The sequence below is a fragment of the Streptomyces sp. NBC_00019 genome, assembly GCF_045041015.1.
In the GTDB taxonomy this organism is placed as follows: Bacteria; Actinomycetota; Actinomycetes; order Streptomycetales; family Streptomycetaceae; genus Streptomyces.
Genome location: NZ_CP108302.1, coordinates 7,740,863 through 7,757,782, shown reverse-complemented (window position 1 = coordinate 7,757,782; position 16,920 = coordinate 7,740,863). Strand labels below are relative to the sequence as shown.

17 protein-coding genes are annotated in these 16,920 nt (G+C 70.4%); 4 read left to right on the top strand and 13 right to left on the bottom strand.

Translation table 11 applies throughout. The annotated features are described in order from the left end of the window. Nucleotides 1-4 precede the first annotated feature (4 nt). The 7 genes from OHU89_RS36510 to OHU89_RS36480 all read right to left on the bottom strand — a co-directional run bounded on the left by OHU89_RS36510 (nucleotide 5) and on the right by OHU89_RS36480 (nucleotide 7,451). A complete protein-coding gene (locus OHU89_RS36510; protein ID WP_266887057.1) occupies nucleotides 5-691 on the bottom strand; it encodes a response regulator in 687 nt (228 codons plus the stop codon). Beyond that, nucleotides 688-3,231, bottom strand: coding sequence for an ATP-binding protein (locus OHU89_RS36505; RefSeq protein WP_405649225.1), 2,544 nt, complete (start codon nucleotides 3,229-3,231; stop codon nucleotides 688-690). The genes OHU89_RS36510 and OHU89_RS36505 overlap by 4 nt, the downstream gene beginning before the upstream one ends. Nucleotides 3,232-3,384: 153 nt before the next feature. Continuing rightward, entirely contained in the window at nucleotides 3,385-4,077 is a 693-nt protein-coding gene (locus tag OHU89_RS36500; RefSeq protein ID WP_405649224.1) for an ABC transporter ATP-binding protein, read from the bottom strand. Nucleotides 4,078-4,147: 70 nt separating this feature from the next. Beyond that, complete coding sequence (locus tag OHU89_RS36495) at nucleotides 4,148-5,314, bottom strand: alginate lyase family protein (RefSeq protein WP_405649223.1); 1,167 nt, start codon at nucleotides 5,312-5,314, stop codon at nucleotides 4,148-4,150. 235 nt (nucleotides 5,315-5,549) lie between these two features. Next, complete coding sequence (locus tag OHU89_RS36490) at nucleotides 5,550-6,317, bottom strand: DUF3710 domain-containing protein (RefSeq protein WP_307024912.1); 768 nt, start codon at nucleotides 6,315-6,317, stop codon at nucleotides 5,550-5,552. A gap of 1 nt (nucleotide 6,318) precedes the next feature. Then, nucleotides 6,319-6,870, bottom strand: coding sequence for a dUTP diphosphatase (dut, locus tag OHU89_RS36485; protein WP_405649222.1), 552 nt, complete (start codon nucleotides 6,868-6,870; stop codon nucleotides 6,319-6,321). Next, complete coding sequence (locus OHU89_RS36480) at nucleotides 6,867-7,451, bottom strand: PaaI family thioesterase (protein ID WP_266887069.1); 585 nt, start codon at nucleotides 7,449-7,451, stop codon at nucleotides 6,867-6,869. Before OHU89_RS36480 ends, dut begins: the two co-directional genes overlap by 4 nt. Nucleotides 7,452-7,509: 58 nt before the next feature. Between OHU89_RS36480 and OHU89_RS36475 the strand changes: the two genes are divergently transcribed. Next, nucleotides 7,510-7,971 (top strand): DUF3093 domain-containing protein, encoded by a 462-nt coding sequence (locus OHU89_RS36475; protein WP_405649221.1) that lies wholly within the window; start codon nucleotides 7,510-7,512, stop codon nucleotides 7,969-7,971. Nucleotides 7,972-8,039: 68 nt separating this feature from the next. Here OHU89_RS36475 and OHU89_RS36470 read toward each other — a convergent pair whose 3' ends face one another. The 4 genes from OHU89_RS36470 to OHU89_RS36455 all read right to left on the bottom strand — a co-directional run bounded on the left by OHU89_RS36470 (nucleotide 8,040) and on the right by OHU89_RS36455 (nucleotide 11,577). Continuing rightward, nucleotides 8,040-8,975: a hypothetical protein gene (locus OHU89_RS36470; protein ID WP_405649220.1), complete on the bottom strand. Its 936-nt coding sequence runs from the start codon at nucleotides 8,973-8,975 to the stop codon at nucleotides 8,040-8,042. 13 nt (nucleotides 8,976-8,988) lie between these two features. Beyond that, nucleotides 8,989-9,285, bottom strand: a complete 297-nt coding sequence (locus OHU89_RS36465) for a DUF4193 domain-containing protein (protein WP_005481602.1) — start codon at nucleotides 9,283-9,285, stop codon at nucleotides 8,989-8,991. A gap of 393 nt (nucleotides 9,286-9,678) precedes the next feature. Beyond that, complete coding sequence (locus OHU89_RS36460; RefSeq protein WP_405649219.1) at nucleotides 9,679-10,917, bottom strand: sensor histidine kinase; 1,239 nt, start codon at nucleotides 10,915-10,917, stop codon at nucleotides 9,679-9,681. 6 nt (nucleotides 10,918-10,923) lie between these two features. Continuing rightward, a complete protein-coding gene (locus OHU89_RS36455; protein ID WP_046257092.1) occupies nucleotides 10,924-11,577 on the bottom strand; it encodes a response regulator transcription factor in 654 nt (217 codons plus the stop codon). Nucleotides 11,578-12,015: 438 nt separating this feature from the next. On the opposite strand from OHU89_RS36455, the gene OHU89_RS36450 reads away from it, so the two are divergent. Then, entirely contained in the window at nucleotides 12,016-12,180 is a 165-nt protein-coding gene (locus tag OHU89_RS36450; protein WP_199924513.1) for a hypothetical protein, read from the top strand. 83 nt (nucleotides 12,181-12,263) lie between these two features. On the opposite strand, the gene OHU89_RS36445 is transcribed toward OHU89_RS36450, so the two are convergent. Next, complete coding sequence (locus tag OHU89_RS36445; RefSeq protein ID WP_405649217.1) at nucleotides 12,264-13,079, bottom strand: inositol monophosphatase family protein; 816 nt, start codon at nucleotides 13,077-13,079, stop codon at nucleotides 12,264-12,266. A gap of 8 nt (nucleotides 13,080-13,087) precedes the next feature. Then, nucleotides 13,088-14,215 carry a ferrochelatase gene (locus OHU89_RS36440; RefSeq protein ID WP_405649216.1) on the bottom strand — a complete coding sequence of 376 codons (1,128 nt, stop codon included), beginning with the start codon at nucleotides 14,213-14,215 and terminating at the stop codon, nucleotides 13,088-13,090. 176 nt (nucleotides 14,216-14,391) lie between these two features. Between OHU89_RS36440 and OHU89_RS36435 the strand changes: the two genes are divergently transcribed. Both OHU89_RS36435 and OHU89_RS36430 read left to right on the top strand, forming a co-directional pair. Continuing rightward, on the top strand, nucleotides 14,392-15,633 hold the full coding sequence (locus OHU89_RS36435) for an MFS transporter (RefSeq protein WP_405649215.1): 1,242 nt from the start codon (nucleotides 14,392-14,394) through the stop codon (nucleotides 15,631-15,633). Continuing rightward, nucleotides 15,593-16,912 carry a D-arabinono-1,4-lactone oxidase gene (locus tag OHU89_RS36430; RefSeq protein WP_405649214.1) on the top strand — a complete coding sequence of 440 codons (1,320 nt, stop codon included), beginning with the start codon at nucleotides 15,593-15,595 and terminating at the stop codon, nucleotides 16,910-16,912. Before OHU89_RS36435 ends, OHU89_RS36430 begins: the two co-directional genes overlap by 41 nt. Nucleotides 16,913-16,920 lie beyond the last annotated feature (8 nt).

Genomic DNA, 16,920 nt, shown 5'->3' with positions numbered 1-16,920 from the left:
CGTACTAGCCCTCGAACCGATAGCCCATCCCCGGCTCCGTGATGAAGTGCTTGGGATGCGAGGGGTCCGCCTCCAGCTTCCTGCGCAGTTGGGCCATGTAGACCCGCAGGTAGTTCGTCTCGGTTCCGTACGAGGGTCCCCACACCTCCTGGAGCAGCTGTTTCTGGCTGACCAGACGACCGGTGTTGCGCACCAGCACCTCCAGCAGATGCCACTCCGTGGGGGTCAGGCGTACGTCCTTGCCGGCCCGGTTGACCTTCTTCGCGGCGAGGTCCACGGTGAACTCGTCGGTCTCCACCGTCGTCACGTCGTCCTCGCCCGGTCCGACCGGCTCGGCCCGCCGGACCGCCGCCCGCAGCCGGGCCAGCAGCTCGTCCATGCCGAAGGGCTTGGTGACGTAGTCGTCGGCGCCCGCGTCGAGGGCCTCGACCTTCTCGTCGGAGGAGTGCCGGGCGGACAGCACCAGGATCGGCACCCGGGTCCAGCCGCGCAGGCCCCGGATCACCTCGACGCCGTCCATGTCGGGCAGGCCCAGGTCGAGGACGACCACGTCGGGGTGGCGGGCGGCGGCCAGCTCGAGGGCGGTGGCACCGTCGTGGGCCGCGTCGACCTCGTACTTGCGGGCCTTGAGGTTGATCACGAGGGCGCGCACGATCTGCGGCTCGTCTTCGATCACGAGCACCCGGGTCATGTGGCCTGCCTTTCGGGTTGTACGACCAGTTGTGGCTCAGGCTGCGATCCTGCCGCCCTGAGCGTGAGGACCATCGTCAGGCCGCCGCCCGGCGTGTCCTCGGCGGTCAGCGTGCCGCTCATCGCCTCGGCGAAGCCACGGGCCACCGCGAGGCCCAGCCCGACCCCGGCGCCGCGCGGGGCGTCGCCGTACCGCTGGAAGGGCGCGAAGATGCGCTCCTTGGCCTCGTCGGGGACGCCGGGGCCACGGTCGACCACCCGGACCTCGACCCGGTCGGCGATGGCGCTGGCGGACACCAGGACGGCCGCGCCGGGCGGGCTGTACTTGACGGCGTTCTCGACGAGGTTGGCCACGGACCGCTCCAGCAGCCCCGGGTCCACGGCGACCATGGGCAGCGTCTCGGGAATGTCCAGCTCCACGCTGTCCTCGGGCACCCCGCCCAGCGCCATGGGGACGACCTCGTCGAGGTCGATCTCCCGGATCAGCGGGGTGACGGTGCCGGTCTGGAGCCGGGACATGTCGAGGAGGTTCCCGACGAGGTGGTCGAGCCGGTCGGCCCCTTCCTCGATGCCCTCCAGCAACTCCGCCTGATCCTCCTCGGACCACGCCACGTCATCGGACCGCAGGGAGGACACCGCCGCCTTGATCCCGGCCAGCGGCGTCCGCAGATCATGGCTCACTGCGGCCAGCAGTGCCGTGCGGATCCGGTTGCCCTCCGCCAGCGTGCGGGCCTGGTCGGCCTCCTCCTGGAGCCGCCGCCGATCCAGCGCGACGGCCGCCTGCGCGGCGAAGGCGGCCAGCACCCGGCGGTCCTCCGCGGGCAGCACCCGCCCGGTCAGTGCGAGGGCCATGTGGTCGCCGACCGGCACGTCCACGTCCGCGTCCTCCGGCCGCTCCACCGGGCGCCCGAGCCCGGCCCGGCCCGCGCAGGTCCACGGTTCGACATCGCTCACGCGCTCCAGCAGGGCCGCCGACTCCATGGCGAAGGTCTCCCGGACCCGCTCCAGAAGCTCCTCCAGACCGGTCTCGCCGCGCAGCACGTTGCCCGCGAGGAAGGAGAGGATCTCCGACTCGGCCCGCAGCCGCGCCGCCTGGTGAGTACGCCGGGCCGCGAGGTCGACCACCGAGGAGACCGAGACACCGACGCCGACGAAGATCGCGATGGCGACGATGTTCTTGGGGTCGGCGATGGTCCAGTGGTGCAGGGGCGGTGTGTAGAAGTAGTTCAGCAGCAGGGAGCCGACCGCGGCCGAGGCCAGCGCGGGCGCCAGTCCGCCGAGCAGGGCGGCCGCGACCGTCACGGTCAGGAACAGCAGCATGTCGTTGGCCAGGCCGAGGTCGACGGTGTTGAGCAGCACGGCCAGGACCGGCGGGCCGGCCACCCCGACCGCCCAGCCCCAGATGATCCGGGCCCGCCCGAGCCGCGCGCCCCGGGCGACGGGCAGTCCGCGCCCCTTGGCGACCTCGTCGTGGGTGACGATGTGGACGTCCAGGTCGGGTCCGGACTCGCGGGCGACCGTGGCGCCGACGCCGGGGCCGAAGACGTACTGCCAGGTCTTGCGGCGAGAGGACCCGAGGACGATCTGGGTGGCGTTGGCGCCGCGTGCGAAGTCGAGCAGCGCCGCGGGTATGTCGTCGCCGACGACGTGGTGGAAGGTGCCGCCGAGGTCCTCGACGAGGGTGCGCTGGACAGCGAGTTCCTTGGGCGAGGCGGCGGTGAGTCCGTCGCTGCGGGCTATGTACACGGCCAGCACTTCCCCGCCGGCGCCCTTCTCCGCCAGCCGTGCGGCCCGCCGGATCAGCGTCCGGCCCTCCGGACCGCCGGTCAGCCCGACCACGATCCGCTCGCGCGAACCCCAGATCTTCGACACCCGGTGCTCACTGCGGTACTGCTTGAGGTACTCGTCGACCCGGTCCGCCACCCACAGCAGCGCCAGCTCCCGCAAAGCGGTGAGGTTCCCGGGCCGGAAGTAGTTCGACAGCGCCGCGTCGACCTTGTCGGACCGGTAGACGTTGCCGTGCGCCATCCGCCTGCGCAGCGCCTGCGGCGACATGTCGACAAGCTCGATCTGATCCGCCCGCCGCACCACCTCGTCCGGCACGGTCTCGCGCTGCCGCACCCCGGTGATCGACTCGACGACGTCCCCCAGCGACTCCAGATGCTGGATGTTGACGGTCGACACCACGTCGATCCCGGCCGCGAGGAGCTCCTCCACGTCCTGCCACCGCTTGGCGTTGCGGGAGCCGGGGACGTTGGTGTGGGCGAGTTCGTCCACCAGGGCGACGGCGGGGGCGCGGAGCAGTACGGCGTCCACGTCCATCTCGGTGAAGGCGCTCCCCCGGTACGCCAGCTCCCGGCGCGGGATCCGCTCCAGGCCGTGCAGCATCACCTCGGTGCGGGGCCGACCGTGGTGCTCGACGAACGCCACCACGCAGTCGGTGCCCCGCTCGATCCTGCGGTGCCCCTCGGACAGCATCGCGTACGTCTTGCCGACGCCCGGTGCCGCACCGAGGTAGATCCGAAGCCTGCCGCGTCCCATGGGTCCCATTGTCTTCCGGTCATTACTGCCTGCGCAGCGTCGACCTTACGGCCAGCAATTGCGGCAAATGGGACGGAGGGGTGCCGCCGGGGTCGTCTTTGACGCAACCCTTACGGCACACCCGCGACGGCTGGACCTCCACGGTCTCCCCGTCTAGACCTCGACGATCTCCCCGTCGCCCAGCTCCAGCACCCGGTCGGCGAGATCCAGCAGGGTCGCGTCGTGCGTGGCGACCAGTGCGGTGACGTTCTCGCTGCGTACGACGGCCCGCAGCAGCTCCATGACGGCGTGCCCGGTCTCCGCGTCGAGCTGGCCGGTCGGTTCGTCGGCGATCAGGAGCGAGGGGCTGTTGGCGAGGGCGCGGGCGATGGCGACGCGCTGTTGCTGGCCGCCGGAGAGCTCGGTGGGCCGCTGTGCCGCGTGGTCGGCGAGGCCCACCAGGGACAGCAGCAGCTCGACGCGCTCCTCACGCGCGCGTGCCTCGGCCCGGCGCAGCCGCATCGGGACGCCGACGTTCTCGGCGGCGGTGAGGATCGGGATGAGCCCGAAGGACTGGAAGACGAAGCCGATGCTGTCGCGGCGCAGGGCGAGCAGCCCGTCCTCGTCGAGCCCGGCGAGGTCGCGGCCGTCGACCTCGATGCGCCCCTCGTCCGGGGTGTCGAGTCCGCCGACGATGTTGAGGAGCGTGGTCTTCCCGGACCCCGACCGCCCCTTCAGGGCGACGAGTTCACCGCGGGGCACCTCCAGGGAGACCCCGCGCAGGGCGTGGACGACGCCGGCTCCGCGCCCGAAGGACTTGTGGACGTTCTCGACCCGCACCATGGTCTCGGTGACCACCTGGCTCATCTGCCACTCCCCCGTGAAGCCTTCGACCGGGCGCCAGTATCCCCACCGGACGCCCGGCCGATCAACGGTTTCAGCTCAGGTTGTCCCCGTGGGTGAGGGTCTCCCAGGCCACGAACAGGTTGTTGCTGCCGGCCGGGCGGTTCCGCTCGGTCAGCGTCTGCGTGTTAGTCATGCCCATGCCAAGCCTGTTGTGCAGGGCGTTGTAGCCGACCTCGGTGACCGGCCCGAGGCCCGGATGCAGCGACCCACCGCACAGCCAGCTCGGCACGGCCGCACCCAGCTCGTACTTGGCCTGGAACCCGAGCGCCTGCCGCAGCCGCTCGCCCACGTCGGTGCCGTACAGGTCCTGCCCCTGAATGCGGCTGGTCTCGGCGACGTGCGAGATCGCGGAGATGCCGTACCCGGTGTGCGTGAAATCGCGGCAGGTCTCCTGGGTGAGGCCGGTGACGAAGGTGGACTGCCCCTGCCAGTACTTGACGACCTTGTCCCGGGTGTCGAGGTTCTGGCTCGGCACGGTCTTCGGCAGATCACCGTCGGAGGCGAGATAGACGTAGGCGGCGGTGCGGCTGCGGAACTTCGCCATGGCCTTGTCGTACGACGTCCCGTCCTCCAGGAAGACGGAGATGCCGACGGCGGCCTCCATCATCGACAGCTCCCAATTGCCGTTGGAGTTGGAGCCGTTGACGATCTCCGGGAGGTAGACGTTGCGGAGCATGGTCGCGAAGCGCCCGGAGTTGGCCCAGCCGCCTGTGTACGTGTGCTTGATGATCTCGGCCGCCTTCGGCCAGGAGGAGCCGGCCCAGCCGGTCTGGAGGGGCGCGTTGCTGTTGGTGTGGTCCGTGATGACAGCCGACCAGGCGTCCATCAGCTGGATCGACTTCTTCGCGTAGCGCTCGTCGCGGGTGATGTACCAGGCGAGCGCCTGCGTGTACGCGGCTATGGCGTCCTCGCGCTCGTCGGTGCAGCCGTAGTTGGGGTTCGAGTACGAGCCGCACTCGACGACCGCGCGGGGCTTGGGCGTGCGGTTCGGATCGGCGTATCTGCTCGCCATCATCTGGTCGTAGGCGCCCTTCCAGGGCTGGGCGCCGGCGTTGACCTTGGATCGGGCGAAGTCCAACTGCCCCTTGGAGACGGTGACTCCGGGGTGGGTGAAGGTGGTGGGAGCGGCGTCGGCGGGCCAGGCGAGGGCACCGGCGACGAGCGCGGCGACGGCAGCGAGGAGAGCGGTTCTGCGCATGCGTGGGGGCCTTCCGTTCTCGTATATGAACGTGAAGCGCCTTTATGAACAGACGCGTTGGCCGGAGACAGTAGGTACAGACCAATGCGCCGTCAAGACTGCACGCATGCGCAAGGGCCGCATCCTCAATGGGATACGGCCCTTGTAGTGCCCTAAAGGGGCGCGGGGAACTGCGCGACAAGCCACGACGGATCCGCAGGCGACTGACCACCCTCGCGGCTCTCCCGCGAAGCGCCTAGCGGACCTCGGTGATCTCCGGGCCGCGCTGGAGCTGGCCCATGCCGCCGGAGAAGCGGGAGCCCTCCTGTTCCTGCTGCTGGACACCCTCGGGGACCATCTGGGCGTCGTTCGGCAGCTTGAGGACGATCGGGTCGCGAGGGGCCATCGGGCCCTCGCCGCGGACCACGACCGTGTCCCGGAAGATCTGCTCGAGAAGACCCGCGGCCTGCGGCTGCACCGCGCCCTGGCCCGAGATCACACCGCGCAGGAACCAGCGCGGACCGTCCACACCGACGAACCGCACGACCTGGAAACCGCCCGTGCCGTCCGGCAGCTGCACCGGCACCTGGGCCCGCAGCTCCCAGCCCAGCGGACCCTCGACCTCATCGACGATGCCGCCCTGCTGAGTGATGCCGGTGGCGATCTCCTCGCGCACCTCGCCCCAGATGCCCTCGCGCTTGGGAGCGGCGAAAGCCTGCAGCTGGACGGCGCTGTCGCGCAGCACGACGGTCGCCGCGACGATCGCGTCACCCGCGACCTCGACCCGCAGCTCCATGCCGTCGACGCCGGGCACGAAGAGTCCGCCCAGGTCCACGCGGCCCTCGCCGGGCTCGCGCACCTCGGTGTCGTCCCAGGGCCCGTCGGGCCGCGGCTCGGGCTCGAGCCTCACGCGCTCACGCGCGCCGTCCTCGTCGTCCGCCTCAGTGTCGACACTGTCGACGACCTGCTCGGCCTCGCCGGCCGCGTCCTCGGCGGCACCCTTCTTCTTGCGACGTCCGAACACGTCACTGTCCTTCCCGGTCGGATACGACCGAAGCGTATCGATTCCCACCCGTTGTGCCGCCGTCGGCGGCCTGACCGCTTGTGCTGCTCGCCCCGGCCACCGCGGCATGACCTCCGGTGGACCCGAAGCCCCCTTCGGCCCGCGCCGAGTCGGGAAGTTCCGCGACCTCCTGGAAGCGGACCCGTTCGACCTGCTGGACGACCAGTTGGGCGATCCGGTCGAAGCGCTCGAACCGCACCACCTCACGCGGGTCGAGATTCACCACGATCACCTTGATCTCCCCACGGTACCCGGCATCAACCGTCCCTGGGGCATTCACGAGAGCGACACCGCAGCGGGCGGCGAGGCCGGATCGGGGGTGCACGAAGGCCGCGTACCCCTCCGGGAGAGCCACAGACACCCCGGTGGGCAGCACGGCCCGCTCGCCCGGCTTCAGTTCACGGCTCTCGGTGGTGCGCAGATCGGCTCCCGCGTCGCCGGGGTGCGCGTACGACGGAAGCGGTACGTCGGGGTCGACGCGCCGGATCAGCACGCTCAGGGATTCACGACTCACGGGTTCACCTCGAAGGCACGGGCACGCCGGACCTGGTCCGGGTCGTCCATGGCGGCCCGGATCTCCTCCGGGCGGCCGTTGTCGATGAAGTGGTCGACCTTCACCTCGACGAAGAGCGCCTCGGCACGGACGGCGACGGGCCCGTCGGGGCCGCCGATCCGTCCGGTGGCGGTCGAGTAGATCTTCCGTCCCGCGACGGCCGTCACCTCGGCCTCCAGATACAGCACCGTGCCCACCGGGACGGGCCGCGCGAAGTCGGTCTCCAGCCGTCCGGTCACCGCGATCGTCCGCAGCAGCCAGTTCAGCGAGCCGAGGGTCTCGTCGAGGGCGGTCGCGAGCACGCCGCCGTGCGCGAGGCCCGGTGCGCCCTGGTGGGCGGGCCGCACGGTGAACTCGGCGGTGACCGAGACCCCTTCGCCGGCCCGGGCCTCCAGGTGCAGTCCGTGGGCCTGCTCGCCGCCGCAGCCGAAGCACTGGCCGTAGTGCGCGCCGAGGAGCTCACCGGGTGCGGGCGCGTCGGGGTGACGCACCGGCTGCACGGCGTCGGCGGGAGGCTGAAGAGCTGCGGAACTACCACTCACAGCCGCAGACCTTACCCGCGCGTCGGCCTTCCTCTCACACCGTGCCAAGCTTGGCTCCATGCAGCTCTCCGCCGCCCCCTACGAAGAACGCCTCACCGCCCCCCGCTCGTGGTGGCTCATCTCGTTCCTGGTGGGGGTTTCCTTCGCTCTGATCCTGTTGCCGTTCGGCACGCTGCCGCTGCTCGGCGGCCTGGTCGGCGGCACCGCGGTCGCGGCCGTCGCCGCCAGCTCGTACGGCTCGCTCCGCATCCGCGTGGTGGGCGGCTCGCTGATCGCCGGCGAGGCGAAGATCCCGGTCACGGCACTGGGTGCGGCGGAGGTACTGGACGCGGAGGAGGCTCGCGCCTGGCGCACGTACAAGGCCGACACCCGCGCCTTCCTGCTGCTGCGCGCCTATATCCCGACGGCGCTGCGCGTGGAGGTCACGGACCCTCAGGACCCGACGCCGTACCTGTATCTGTCGACGCGGGAGCCGGAGCGGCTGGCGGAGGCGATCAAGCAGGCGCGGGACTCCGCCTAGAACGTTCGCGCGAGGTTTCACTCCGCGCGGACCCGCTTTCTCACGGGTCCCGGAATCTCACGGAACTCTTACCGGGTTCCGCGGCCCTCGCCGTGTCCCCGCCCGAGTTCCTTCGCGATGTCCCCGATCTCCAGGGGATGCGCCGGCGCCTCCAGCGGCGGGAGCGCGTCGAGTGCCTCCCAGGGCACCTGGATCTTGCGCAGGTCCGCGCGGATGCGTGCCGCGAGCTTCTTGGTGTCTCTGCGGTTCATGACCGCGCCCACGGCCGCGCCGACCATGAACGGCATCAGGTTCGGCAGGTTCCGGACCGTCCGCTTCATGATCTGCTGCCGCAGCTGCTGCTTCATCTGGCCGCTGAGAGCGGAGTTGATCGTCGACGGCTTGGTCACGTCGATGCCGCGCTCTCCCGACCAGGAGTTCAGATACGCGGTGCTGCGGTCCTTGAGGCCACCCGGCGGTCGCACGCCGTAGACCTCGTGGAGCTCGGCGATCAGCTTCAGCTCGATCGCCGCGACCCCGGTGATCTCCGCGGCCAGCTCCGTCGGCATCGCCGGCGGGACAGGCAGCATCGCCGCCGCGCCGACCCCGGCTCCGACGGTCGAGGAGGCGTTCGCGGCGCCCGCCACGAGTTTGTCGGCGAGCTGCTCGGGCCCGAGGCCCGGGAACTGCCTGCGGAGCGCCTGGAGGTCGCGTACGGGGATCCGCGGGGCGATGTCGATGATCCGGTCGGCGAGGTACGCCAAGCCCGCCCTGGCGCGGCTGCCGCCTTTGCGGACGCCTTCCCCGACCTTGTCGCGCATCACCGCGACCCGTCGCCTGGCGACGGGCGCGGGATGGTCCGCGGGCGCCGGGAGGTCACCCCGGGCGGCCGCGGGTTCGAGCGAGGCTCCCGTACCTGATGAGCCCCGCTCGTCGTCACGCGCACCGTGAGGGCCGTCGGACGGCCCTTGGTCCGCTCCCGGCAGGGGGGAGCGGCGCTTCCAAGGAGGGGTCGAGCCAGTCACGGCCGACCCGTCCTCAGTCGCAGTCGCGGCAGATCGGCTGACCGTTCTTCTCTCGGGCCAGCTGGCTGCGGTGGTGCACCAGGAAGCAGCTCATGCAAGTGAACTCGTCCTGCTGCTTGGGCAGTACCCGGACGGCCAGCTCCTCGTTCGAGAGGTCCGCTCCAGGCAGCTCCAGGCCCTCGGCGGCCTCGAACTCGTCGACGTCCACTGCGGAGGTCGACTTGTCGTTCCTCCTGGCCTTCAGTTCTTCAAGACTGTCCGAGTCGACGTCGTCGTCGGTCTTGCGTGGGGTGTCGTAATCCGTTGCCATGTCGCTCTCCCCCTCTGGGTGTCTGCGGTGTCTCCAGCGCACGTAACGCGTGAGAGGCCGGACTTGTGCCCGACCCGAGGCGGAGATTTTGCCTCACATCAAGGTCTGTTACTCAATCGACACCCAACCGGACTCCTCATGAGTGATCGGCTGGGATGGCGATGGGGACCGTACACGGTCCGAATGCCGCACTTCAAAGGCGTCTCACCGTGTACTTCCCGTGATCAAGCCCCTCGAAAACCCGGACTTTCCCGGCTTTCCGACAGCATTCCTGATCACTGACAGTAGATGGCCGGAAATTCGCCCTTGTGATCGATCACACACGGGGCGGCTCGACGAGTGCCCAGAAAATTCCGCGCAAAGCGAACATCCCCGTGTGTCGGCGACATGATCTCAGATCGGCAGGGTGACCCGCATCACGAGGCCTCCCCCCTCGCGCGGCTGTGCGTAGATGTGCCCGCCGTGCGCCCGGGCAACCGAGCGGACGATGGACAGTCCGAGACCGACACCCTTGTCGCTGCCGGTGCGATCGGCGCCCCGGAGCCGCTTGAACGGCTCGAAGAGGTTGTCGATCTCGTACGCCGGAACGACCGGGCCCGTGTTCGACACGACCAGAACCGCCTGACCGTGCAGGACCTCGGTGGTGACCTCGACCCAGCCGTCCTCCTGCACGTTGTACCGCACGGCGTTCTGAACGAGGTTCAGCGCGATCCGCTCCAGCAGCACGCCGTTGCCCTGGACGACCCCGGACTGCCGCTCGCCGCGGATCACGACGCCCTTGGCCGCAGCCTCCGCGTGCACCTGGTCGACGGCCTGCTCAGCGACCTCGGCGAGGTCCACGGGCTTGCGTTCGATGATCTGGTTGTCGCTGCGGGCGAGCAGCAGCAGACCCTCCACGAGCTGCTCACTGCGCTCGTTGGTGGCCAGCAGCGTCTTGCCGAGCTGCTGGAGCTCCACCGGGGCGCCCGGGTCGGAGAGATGCACCTCGAGCAGCGTGCGGTTGATCGCGAGGGGTGTTCTCAGCTCGTGCGAGGCGTTGCCGACGAACCTCTGCTGGGCCGTGAAGGCCCGCTCCAGGCGCTCCAGCATGTCGTCGAAGGTGTCGGCCAGCTCCTTCAGCTCGTCGTCCGGGCCGTCCAGCTCGATCCGCCGCGCCAGGTCCGAGCCGGCCACCGCGCGTGCGGTCCGGGTGATCCGGCCCAGCGGCGACAGGACCCGGCCGGCCATGGCGTACCCGAACGCGAAAGCGATGATCGCGAGGCCGAGAAGGGCGAGGAGAGAGCGGCTGAGGAGGTTGTCGAGGGCGTGCTGGCGCTGCTCGTTCACACACTCGTTGAGCGCGTGGTTGAGCTCGGCCGCCGACAGCTGGGTGGACACGATGTTGCAGTTCTCGCTGGACACCGTGCCGGTGACGACCTTGAAGGGCAGGTCGCTGCCGACGTTCAGCGCGTTCGCGGCCAGCAGATAGATGATCGACAGCAGCAGGATGCCCGCGATCAGGAACATGCCGCCGTACAGCAGCGTGAGCCGTATGCGGATGGTCGGGCGCAGCCAGGGGAACGGCGGCTCGACCCGCCGCGGGTCCCAGGTGGGCTTCGGAGGCGCCCCGGGGGGCGCGGGTGCGGCGGCCACGGCGGATCAGATCCGGTAGCCGGAGCCGGGCACGGTGACGATGACGGGCGGCTCGCCCAGCTTGCGGCGCAGGGTCATGACGGTGACCCGGACGACGTTGGTGAACGGGTCGGTGTTCTCGTCCCAGGCCTTCTCCAGGAGCTGCTCCGCGGAGACGACCGCGCCCTCGGAGCGCATCAGCACCTCCAGGACGGCGAACTCCTTGGGCGCGAGCTGCACCTCCTTGCCGTCCCGGAAGACCTCGCGGCGGTTCGGGTCGAGCTTGATGCCGGCGCGCTCCAGGACGGGCGGCAGCGGCATGCTGGTGCGGCGGCCGAGGGCACGCACGCGTGCCGTCAGCTCGCTGAACGCGAAGGGCTTGGGCAGATAGTCGTCGGCGCCGATCTCCAGGCCCTCGACACGGTCGCTGACGTCGCCGGACGCCGTGAGCATCAGCACGCGCGTGGGCATGCCGAGCTCGACGATCTTGCGGCAGACGTCGTCGCCGTGCACCAGCGGGAGGTCACGGTCGAGGACGACCACGTCGTAGTCGTTGACGCCGATGCGCTCCAGGGCGGCCGCACCGTCGTACACGACGTCGACGGCCATGGCCTCCCGGCGCAGTCCGGTGGCCACCGCATCGGCGAGCAGTTGCTCGTCCTCGACGACGAGTACGCGCACGTCGCTTGTCCTTCCTGTGTCCACCCGCGTAGCGCTGTCAGGGCACGCGAGCAGGGGCCTTGGTGAGTGTGTTGACCTCCATCCTGCCCTTTTCGGCCATAAGTCGGCTGTAAGGCGGGGAAGGGCCGTCTGAAGGCCAGGTGTGAGCCCGGGTGAAGGTCAGGTGTGAAGCCGGGGAATGCGAGATTTTCTCGTCGGGTTGAGGTTTCCGTGGAAGAGAGCGCGGGGAGGACGGCTTTACACCCCGCGATCACGCTCTGCATGTGCCGCAGCACCATGCGGCACGCCGCAATCCGCTTTCCGCAGAGCGGGCGTGGGTGTCCGGCGCCGCCGCCGCCCAGCAGGGCAGCGCTGGGCATCTGCTGGAGGCGTGATCGCCCCTTCCGAACGGCACACCCCCGTGCCACCGACCCACGACCCAGGACGAGGGGGCGCAGCATGGACGCATTCACCGCAGGACTTCTGCAGCGCATAAGGGCGACCGAGACCGACCTGACGCGGGCTCGCAACGAGGGCGACGACTTCCTCGTCGAGGTGGAGCAGGGCGAGCTCGAAGACCTGCGCCGCCTAGCCGCCGAGCATGGCGTGGAGGTCAGCGCATAGCGTCTGATCGGCTTTTGAGCACGACCGTGGGCCCCGGTGAATCCAGCACCGGGGCCCACTGGCTTGCGTTCTGTCGGTGCCCGTCAGTCGTGCCAGGCGCCGAAGTCCTCCAGAAGCTGCTGAAGGGGCTCGAAGACGCCCGGGGTGCCGGCGATCGCCAGATCCCGTGCGGGGCGCTCTCCGGGGCGTCCACCGGTCAGGGCGCCCGCCTCCCGGGCGATCAGGTCGCCCGCCGCGAGGTCCCAGGCGTTGAGGCCGCGTTCGTAGTAGCCGTCGAGGCGGCCCGCGGCCACGTCGCACAGGTCCACCGCCGCCGATCCGCTGCGGCGGATGTCCCGGAGGAGCGGGATCAGCTTCTGGGCGACCTCGGCCTGGTGGGCCCGGACCTTCAGGACGTAGTTGAAGCCCGTCGAGACCAGGGCCTGGTCCAGGGGTGGTGCCGGGCGGCAGGCCAGCCTGCGTTCGCCGTCCCACGCGCCCGTGGCCCAGGCGCCCTCGCCCTTCACCGCGTGGTATGTCTCGCCGCGCATCGGGGCCGCCACCACTCCGACGACCGTCTCGCCGTCCTGCTCGGCCGCGATGGAGACGGACCAAGTGGGCAGTCCGTAGAGGTAGTTGACCGTGCCGTCGAGCGGGTCGATCACCCAGCGGATGCCGCTCGTGCCCTCGCTGGAGGCGCCTTCCTCGCCGAGGAAGCCGTCGTCGGGGCGGTGGGAGGCGATCAGGTCGGTGATCAGTTTCTCCGCCGCGATGTCCATCTCGGTGACGACGTCGATGGGGCTCGACTTGGTGGCGGCCACCGCCAGGTCGGCCGGGCGGCCGTCCCTCAGGAGGGCGCCGGCCTTGTGGGCGGCCTCCTGGGCGAGCCGAAGCAGTTCCGTGTGCAGAGGGGCGGTCACGGGGTTCCTCACGCGTAGGGGCTGTCGGCGCCCGCGGCGGCGGGGTGGGGGGCACGGGACGGGCAGCAGCCGACCGGGCAGAGGTTGTGGCTCGCGCCGAGTGCGCCGAGGGCGCAGGGCGTGACCTCCTGGCCGCGCTCGACCGCGGACCGCTCCAGGACCAGGTCGCGGATCGCGGCGGCGAACCGCGGGTCGGCGCCGACCGTGGCCGAGCGGCGCATCGGCAGCCCCAGCTCCTCCGCCTTGGCCTTGGCCTCCGTGTCGAGGTCGTACAGGACCTCCATGTGGTCGGAGACGAAGCCGATGGGGGCGATCACCACCGCGGGGGCGCCGGACGCGTGGCGCTCCTCCAGGTGGTCGCAGATGTCCGGCTCCAGCCACGGGATGTGCGGGGCTCCCGAGCGGGACTGGTAGACGAGCTGCCAGGGGCGGTCCACGCCGGTGCGCTCGCGGACCGCCTCGGCGATCAGCCGCGAGACCTCCAGGTGCTGCTCCACGTACGCGCCGCCGTCGCCGTGGCCCTCGACGGGGCCGGAGGTGTCCGCCGACGCGTTCGGGATGGAGTGGGTCGAGAAGGCGAGGTGCGCGCCGTCCCGGACGTCCTCGGGGAGGTCGGCGAGGGACTGCAGAACGCCCTCGACCATGGGCTCCAGGAAGCCCTCGTGGTTGAAGTAGTGCCGCAGCTTGTCGATCCGGGGGAGCTCGACGCCCTCGGCCTCCAGCGCCGCCAGCGAGTCGGCGAGGTTCTCCCGGTACTGGCGGCAGCCCGAGTACGAGGCGTACGCGCTCGTGGCGAGGACCAGGATGCGGCGGTGCCCGTCGGCGACCATCTCGCGCAGGGTGTCCGTCAGGTACGGGGCCCAGTTGCGGTTGCCCCAGTAGATCGGCAGGCCCAGGCCGTGGTCGGCGAAGTCCTTGCGCAGGGCGTCCAGCAGGGCGCGGTTCTGGTCGTTGATGGGGCTGACCCCGCCGAACAGGAAGTAGTGCTGCCCGACTTCCTTCAGGCGTTCCTTGGGGATGCCGCGCCCTCGCGTCACGTTCTCCAGGAACGGGACGACGTCGTCCGGGCCCTCCGGGCCGCCGAACGAGAGCAGGAGCAGGGCGTCGTAGGGGGTGGCATCGAGCGCGTCTCGCATGGGTCGATCCTGTCATCCGGTACTGACAGCCGGGAAACGGCGGGGTGACGGACGGAGTTCCGGGACCGGCCCGCCAGGTGCATTAGGGTCACCTAACTCGTAAGCTGTATCCGACGCCTTCACGCCTTACTGGACTGTCGGCATCCACAGCCGATCCCGTCCGACCGGAGGCCCTCGTGCCGAGCCCCTACCTCGCCCTGTTCGCCGTCCCCGGCAGCAAGGGTTTCTCCGCCGCGGGGTTCCTCGGCCGGATGCCGTTGTCGATGATGGGCATCGGCGTGGTGACCATGGTCTCCCAGCTCACCGGGCGGTACGGGCTCGCCGGCGCGCTGTCGGCCACCATGGCGCTGGCCGCGGCGGTGGCGGGCCCGCAGGTCTCGCGGCTGGTGGACCAGCACGGGCAGCGGCGGGTGCTGCGCCCGGCGACGCTGATCGCGCTCGTCTCGGCGGCCGGGCTGCTGTTCGCGGCGCACTACAGGTGGCCCGACTGGACGCTGTACGTGTTCAGCGCGGGCATCGGGTGCGTGCCGAGCATCGGCGCGATGATCCGCGCGCGGTGGGCCGCGCTGTACGGCGGGACACCGCAGCTGCACACCGCGTACTCGTTCGAGTCGGTGATCGACGAGGTCTGCTTCATCTTCGGACCGATCATCTCGATCGGGCTGTCCACAGCGTGGTTCCCGGAGGCGGGGCCGCTGCTCGCGGCCTGCTTCCTGGCGGTCGGCGTCTTCTGGCTGACCGCTCAGCGCGCCACCGAGCCCGCACCGCACCCGCGCGAGAAGCACGGTGACGGCGGCAGCGCCCTGCGCTCCCCCGGACTGCAGGTCCTGGTGGCCACCTTCGTGGCGACCGGGGCCATCTTCGGTGCGGTCGACGTGGTCACCGTGGCCTTCGCCGACGAGCAGGGCCACAAGGGCGCCGCCAGCATCGTGCTCGCCCTGTACGCGGCGGGCTCCTGCGCGGCCGGCCTCGTCTTCGGGCTGCTGCACTTCAAGGGGGCGCCCGAACCTCGCTGGCTGCTGGGCATATGCGCGATGGCCGTGAGTATGATCCCCCTCCTACTGGTCGGAAACTTGCCGTTTCTGGCCGTGGCGCTGTTCCTTGCGGGCCTGGCCATCGCTCCCACGATGATCACCACGATGTCCCTCATCGAGCAGCACGTACCACGCGCGCAGCTGACCGAGGGCATGACCTGGATCAGTACCGGGCTCGCGGTCGGGGTCGCACTCGGCTCCTCCGCGGCCGGCTGGGTCATCGACGCGGCAGGGGCGCGCGCCGGGTACGGGGTTCCGGCGGTGTCCGGGGCCGTCGCGGTCGTGGTCGGTTTTCTGGGGTACCGCCGGCTCAAGGGGCCGGCTCCGGGTCGGGGAGGCACCGTTGAGCAGCACAGCGAGCGGGAAGAACGGCACGTGGCGTAACTGGGGTGGAAACGTCGCCGCCCGTCCCGCGCGGGAGGTCACTCCGGCCTCGGTCGAGGAACTCGCGGACGCCGTACGGAAGGCGGCCGCCGACGGCCTGAAGGTGAAGGCCGTCGGCACCGGGCACTCCTTCACCTCGATCGCCGCCACCGACGGTGTGTTGATCCGCCCTCAACTGTTGACCGGCATCCGCGACATCGACCGCGAGGCCGGGACGGTCACCGTGGAGGCCGGGACCCCGCTCAAGAGGCTCAACATGGCTCTCGCGCGGGAGGGCCTGTCGCTCACGAACATGGGCGACATCATGGAGCAGACCGTCTCCGGCGCCACCAGCACCGGCACGCACGGCACGGGCCGTGAGTCCGCTTCGATCGCCGCCCAGATCAAGGGCCTGGAACTGGTCACCGCCGACGGCTCGGTGCTCGCCTGCTCCGAGAAGGAGAACCCCGAAGTCTTCGCCGCCGCCCGCATCGGCCTCGGCGCGCTCGGCATCGTCACCGCGATCACCTTCGCCGTGGAGCCGATCTTCCTGCTGACGGCTCGCGAGGAGCCGATGCCCTTCGACAAGGTCCTGGCCGACTTCGACGAACTGTGGGCCGAGAACGAGCACTTCGAGTTCTACTGGTTCCCGCACACCGGCAGCACCAACACCAAGCGCAACAACCGCAGCGCGGGCCCGGAGAAGCCGGTGCCGCAGATCCAGGGCTGGATCGAGGACGAGTTCCTCTCCAACGGCGTCTTCCAGGTCGCCCAGTGGGTCGGCCGCGCGGCTCCCGGGACGATCCCGACGATCGCCCGGATCTCCAGCAAGGCCCTGTCCTCGCGGACCTACACGGACATCCCCTACAAGGTCTTCACATCACCGCGCCGGGTGCGCTTCGTGGAGATGGAGTACGCCGTCCCGCGCGAGGCCGTCGCCGAGACGCTGCGCGAACTGAGGACCATGGTCGAGCGCTCCGGCCTCAAGGTCAGCTTCCCGATCGAGGTGCGCACCGCGCCGGCCGACGACATCACCCTGTCCACGGCCTCGGGCCGCGACAGCGCCTACATCGCCGTGCACATGGTCAAGGGCACGCCCTACCAGGCGTACTTCACCGCCGCCGAGCGCATCTTCACCGCGCACGAGGGGCGTCCGCACTGGGGCAAGGTGCACACGCGCGACGCCGAGCACTTCGCCGGGGTCTACCCCCGCTTCGGCGAGTTCACCGCGCTGCGGGATCGGCTTGATCCTGATCGCCGGTTCCAGAACGACTACTTGCGGAGGGTGTTGGGGTCGTAGCGTCCCCG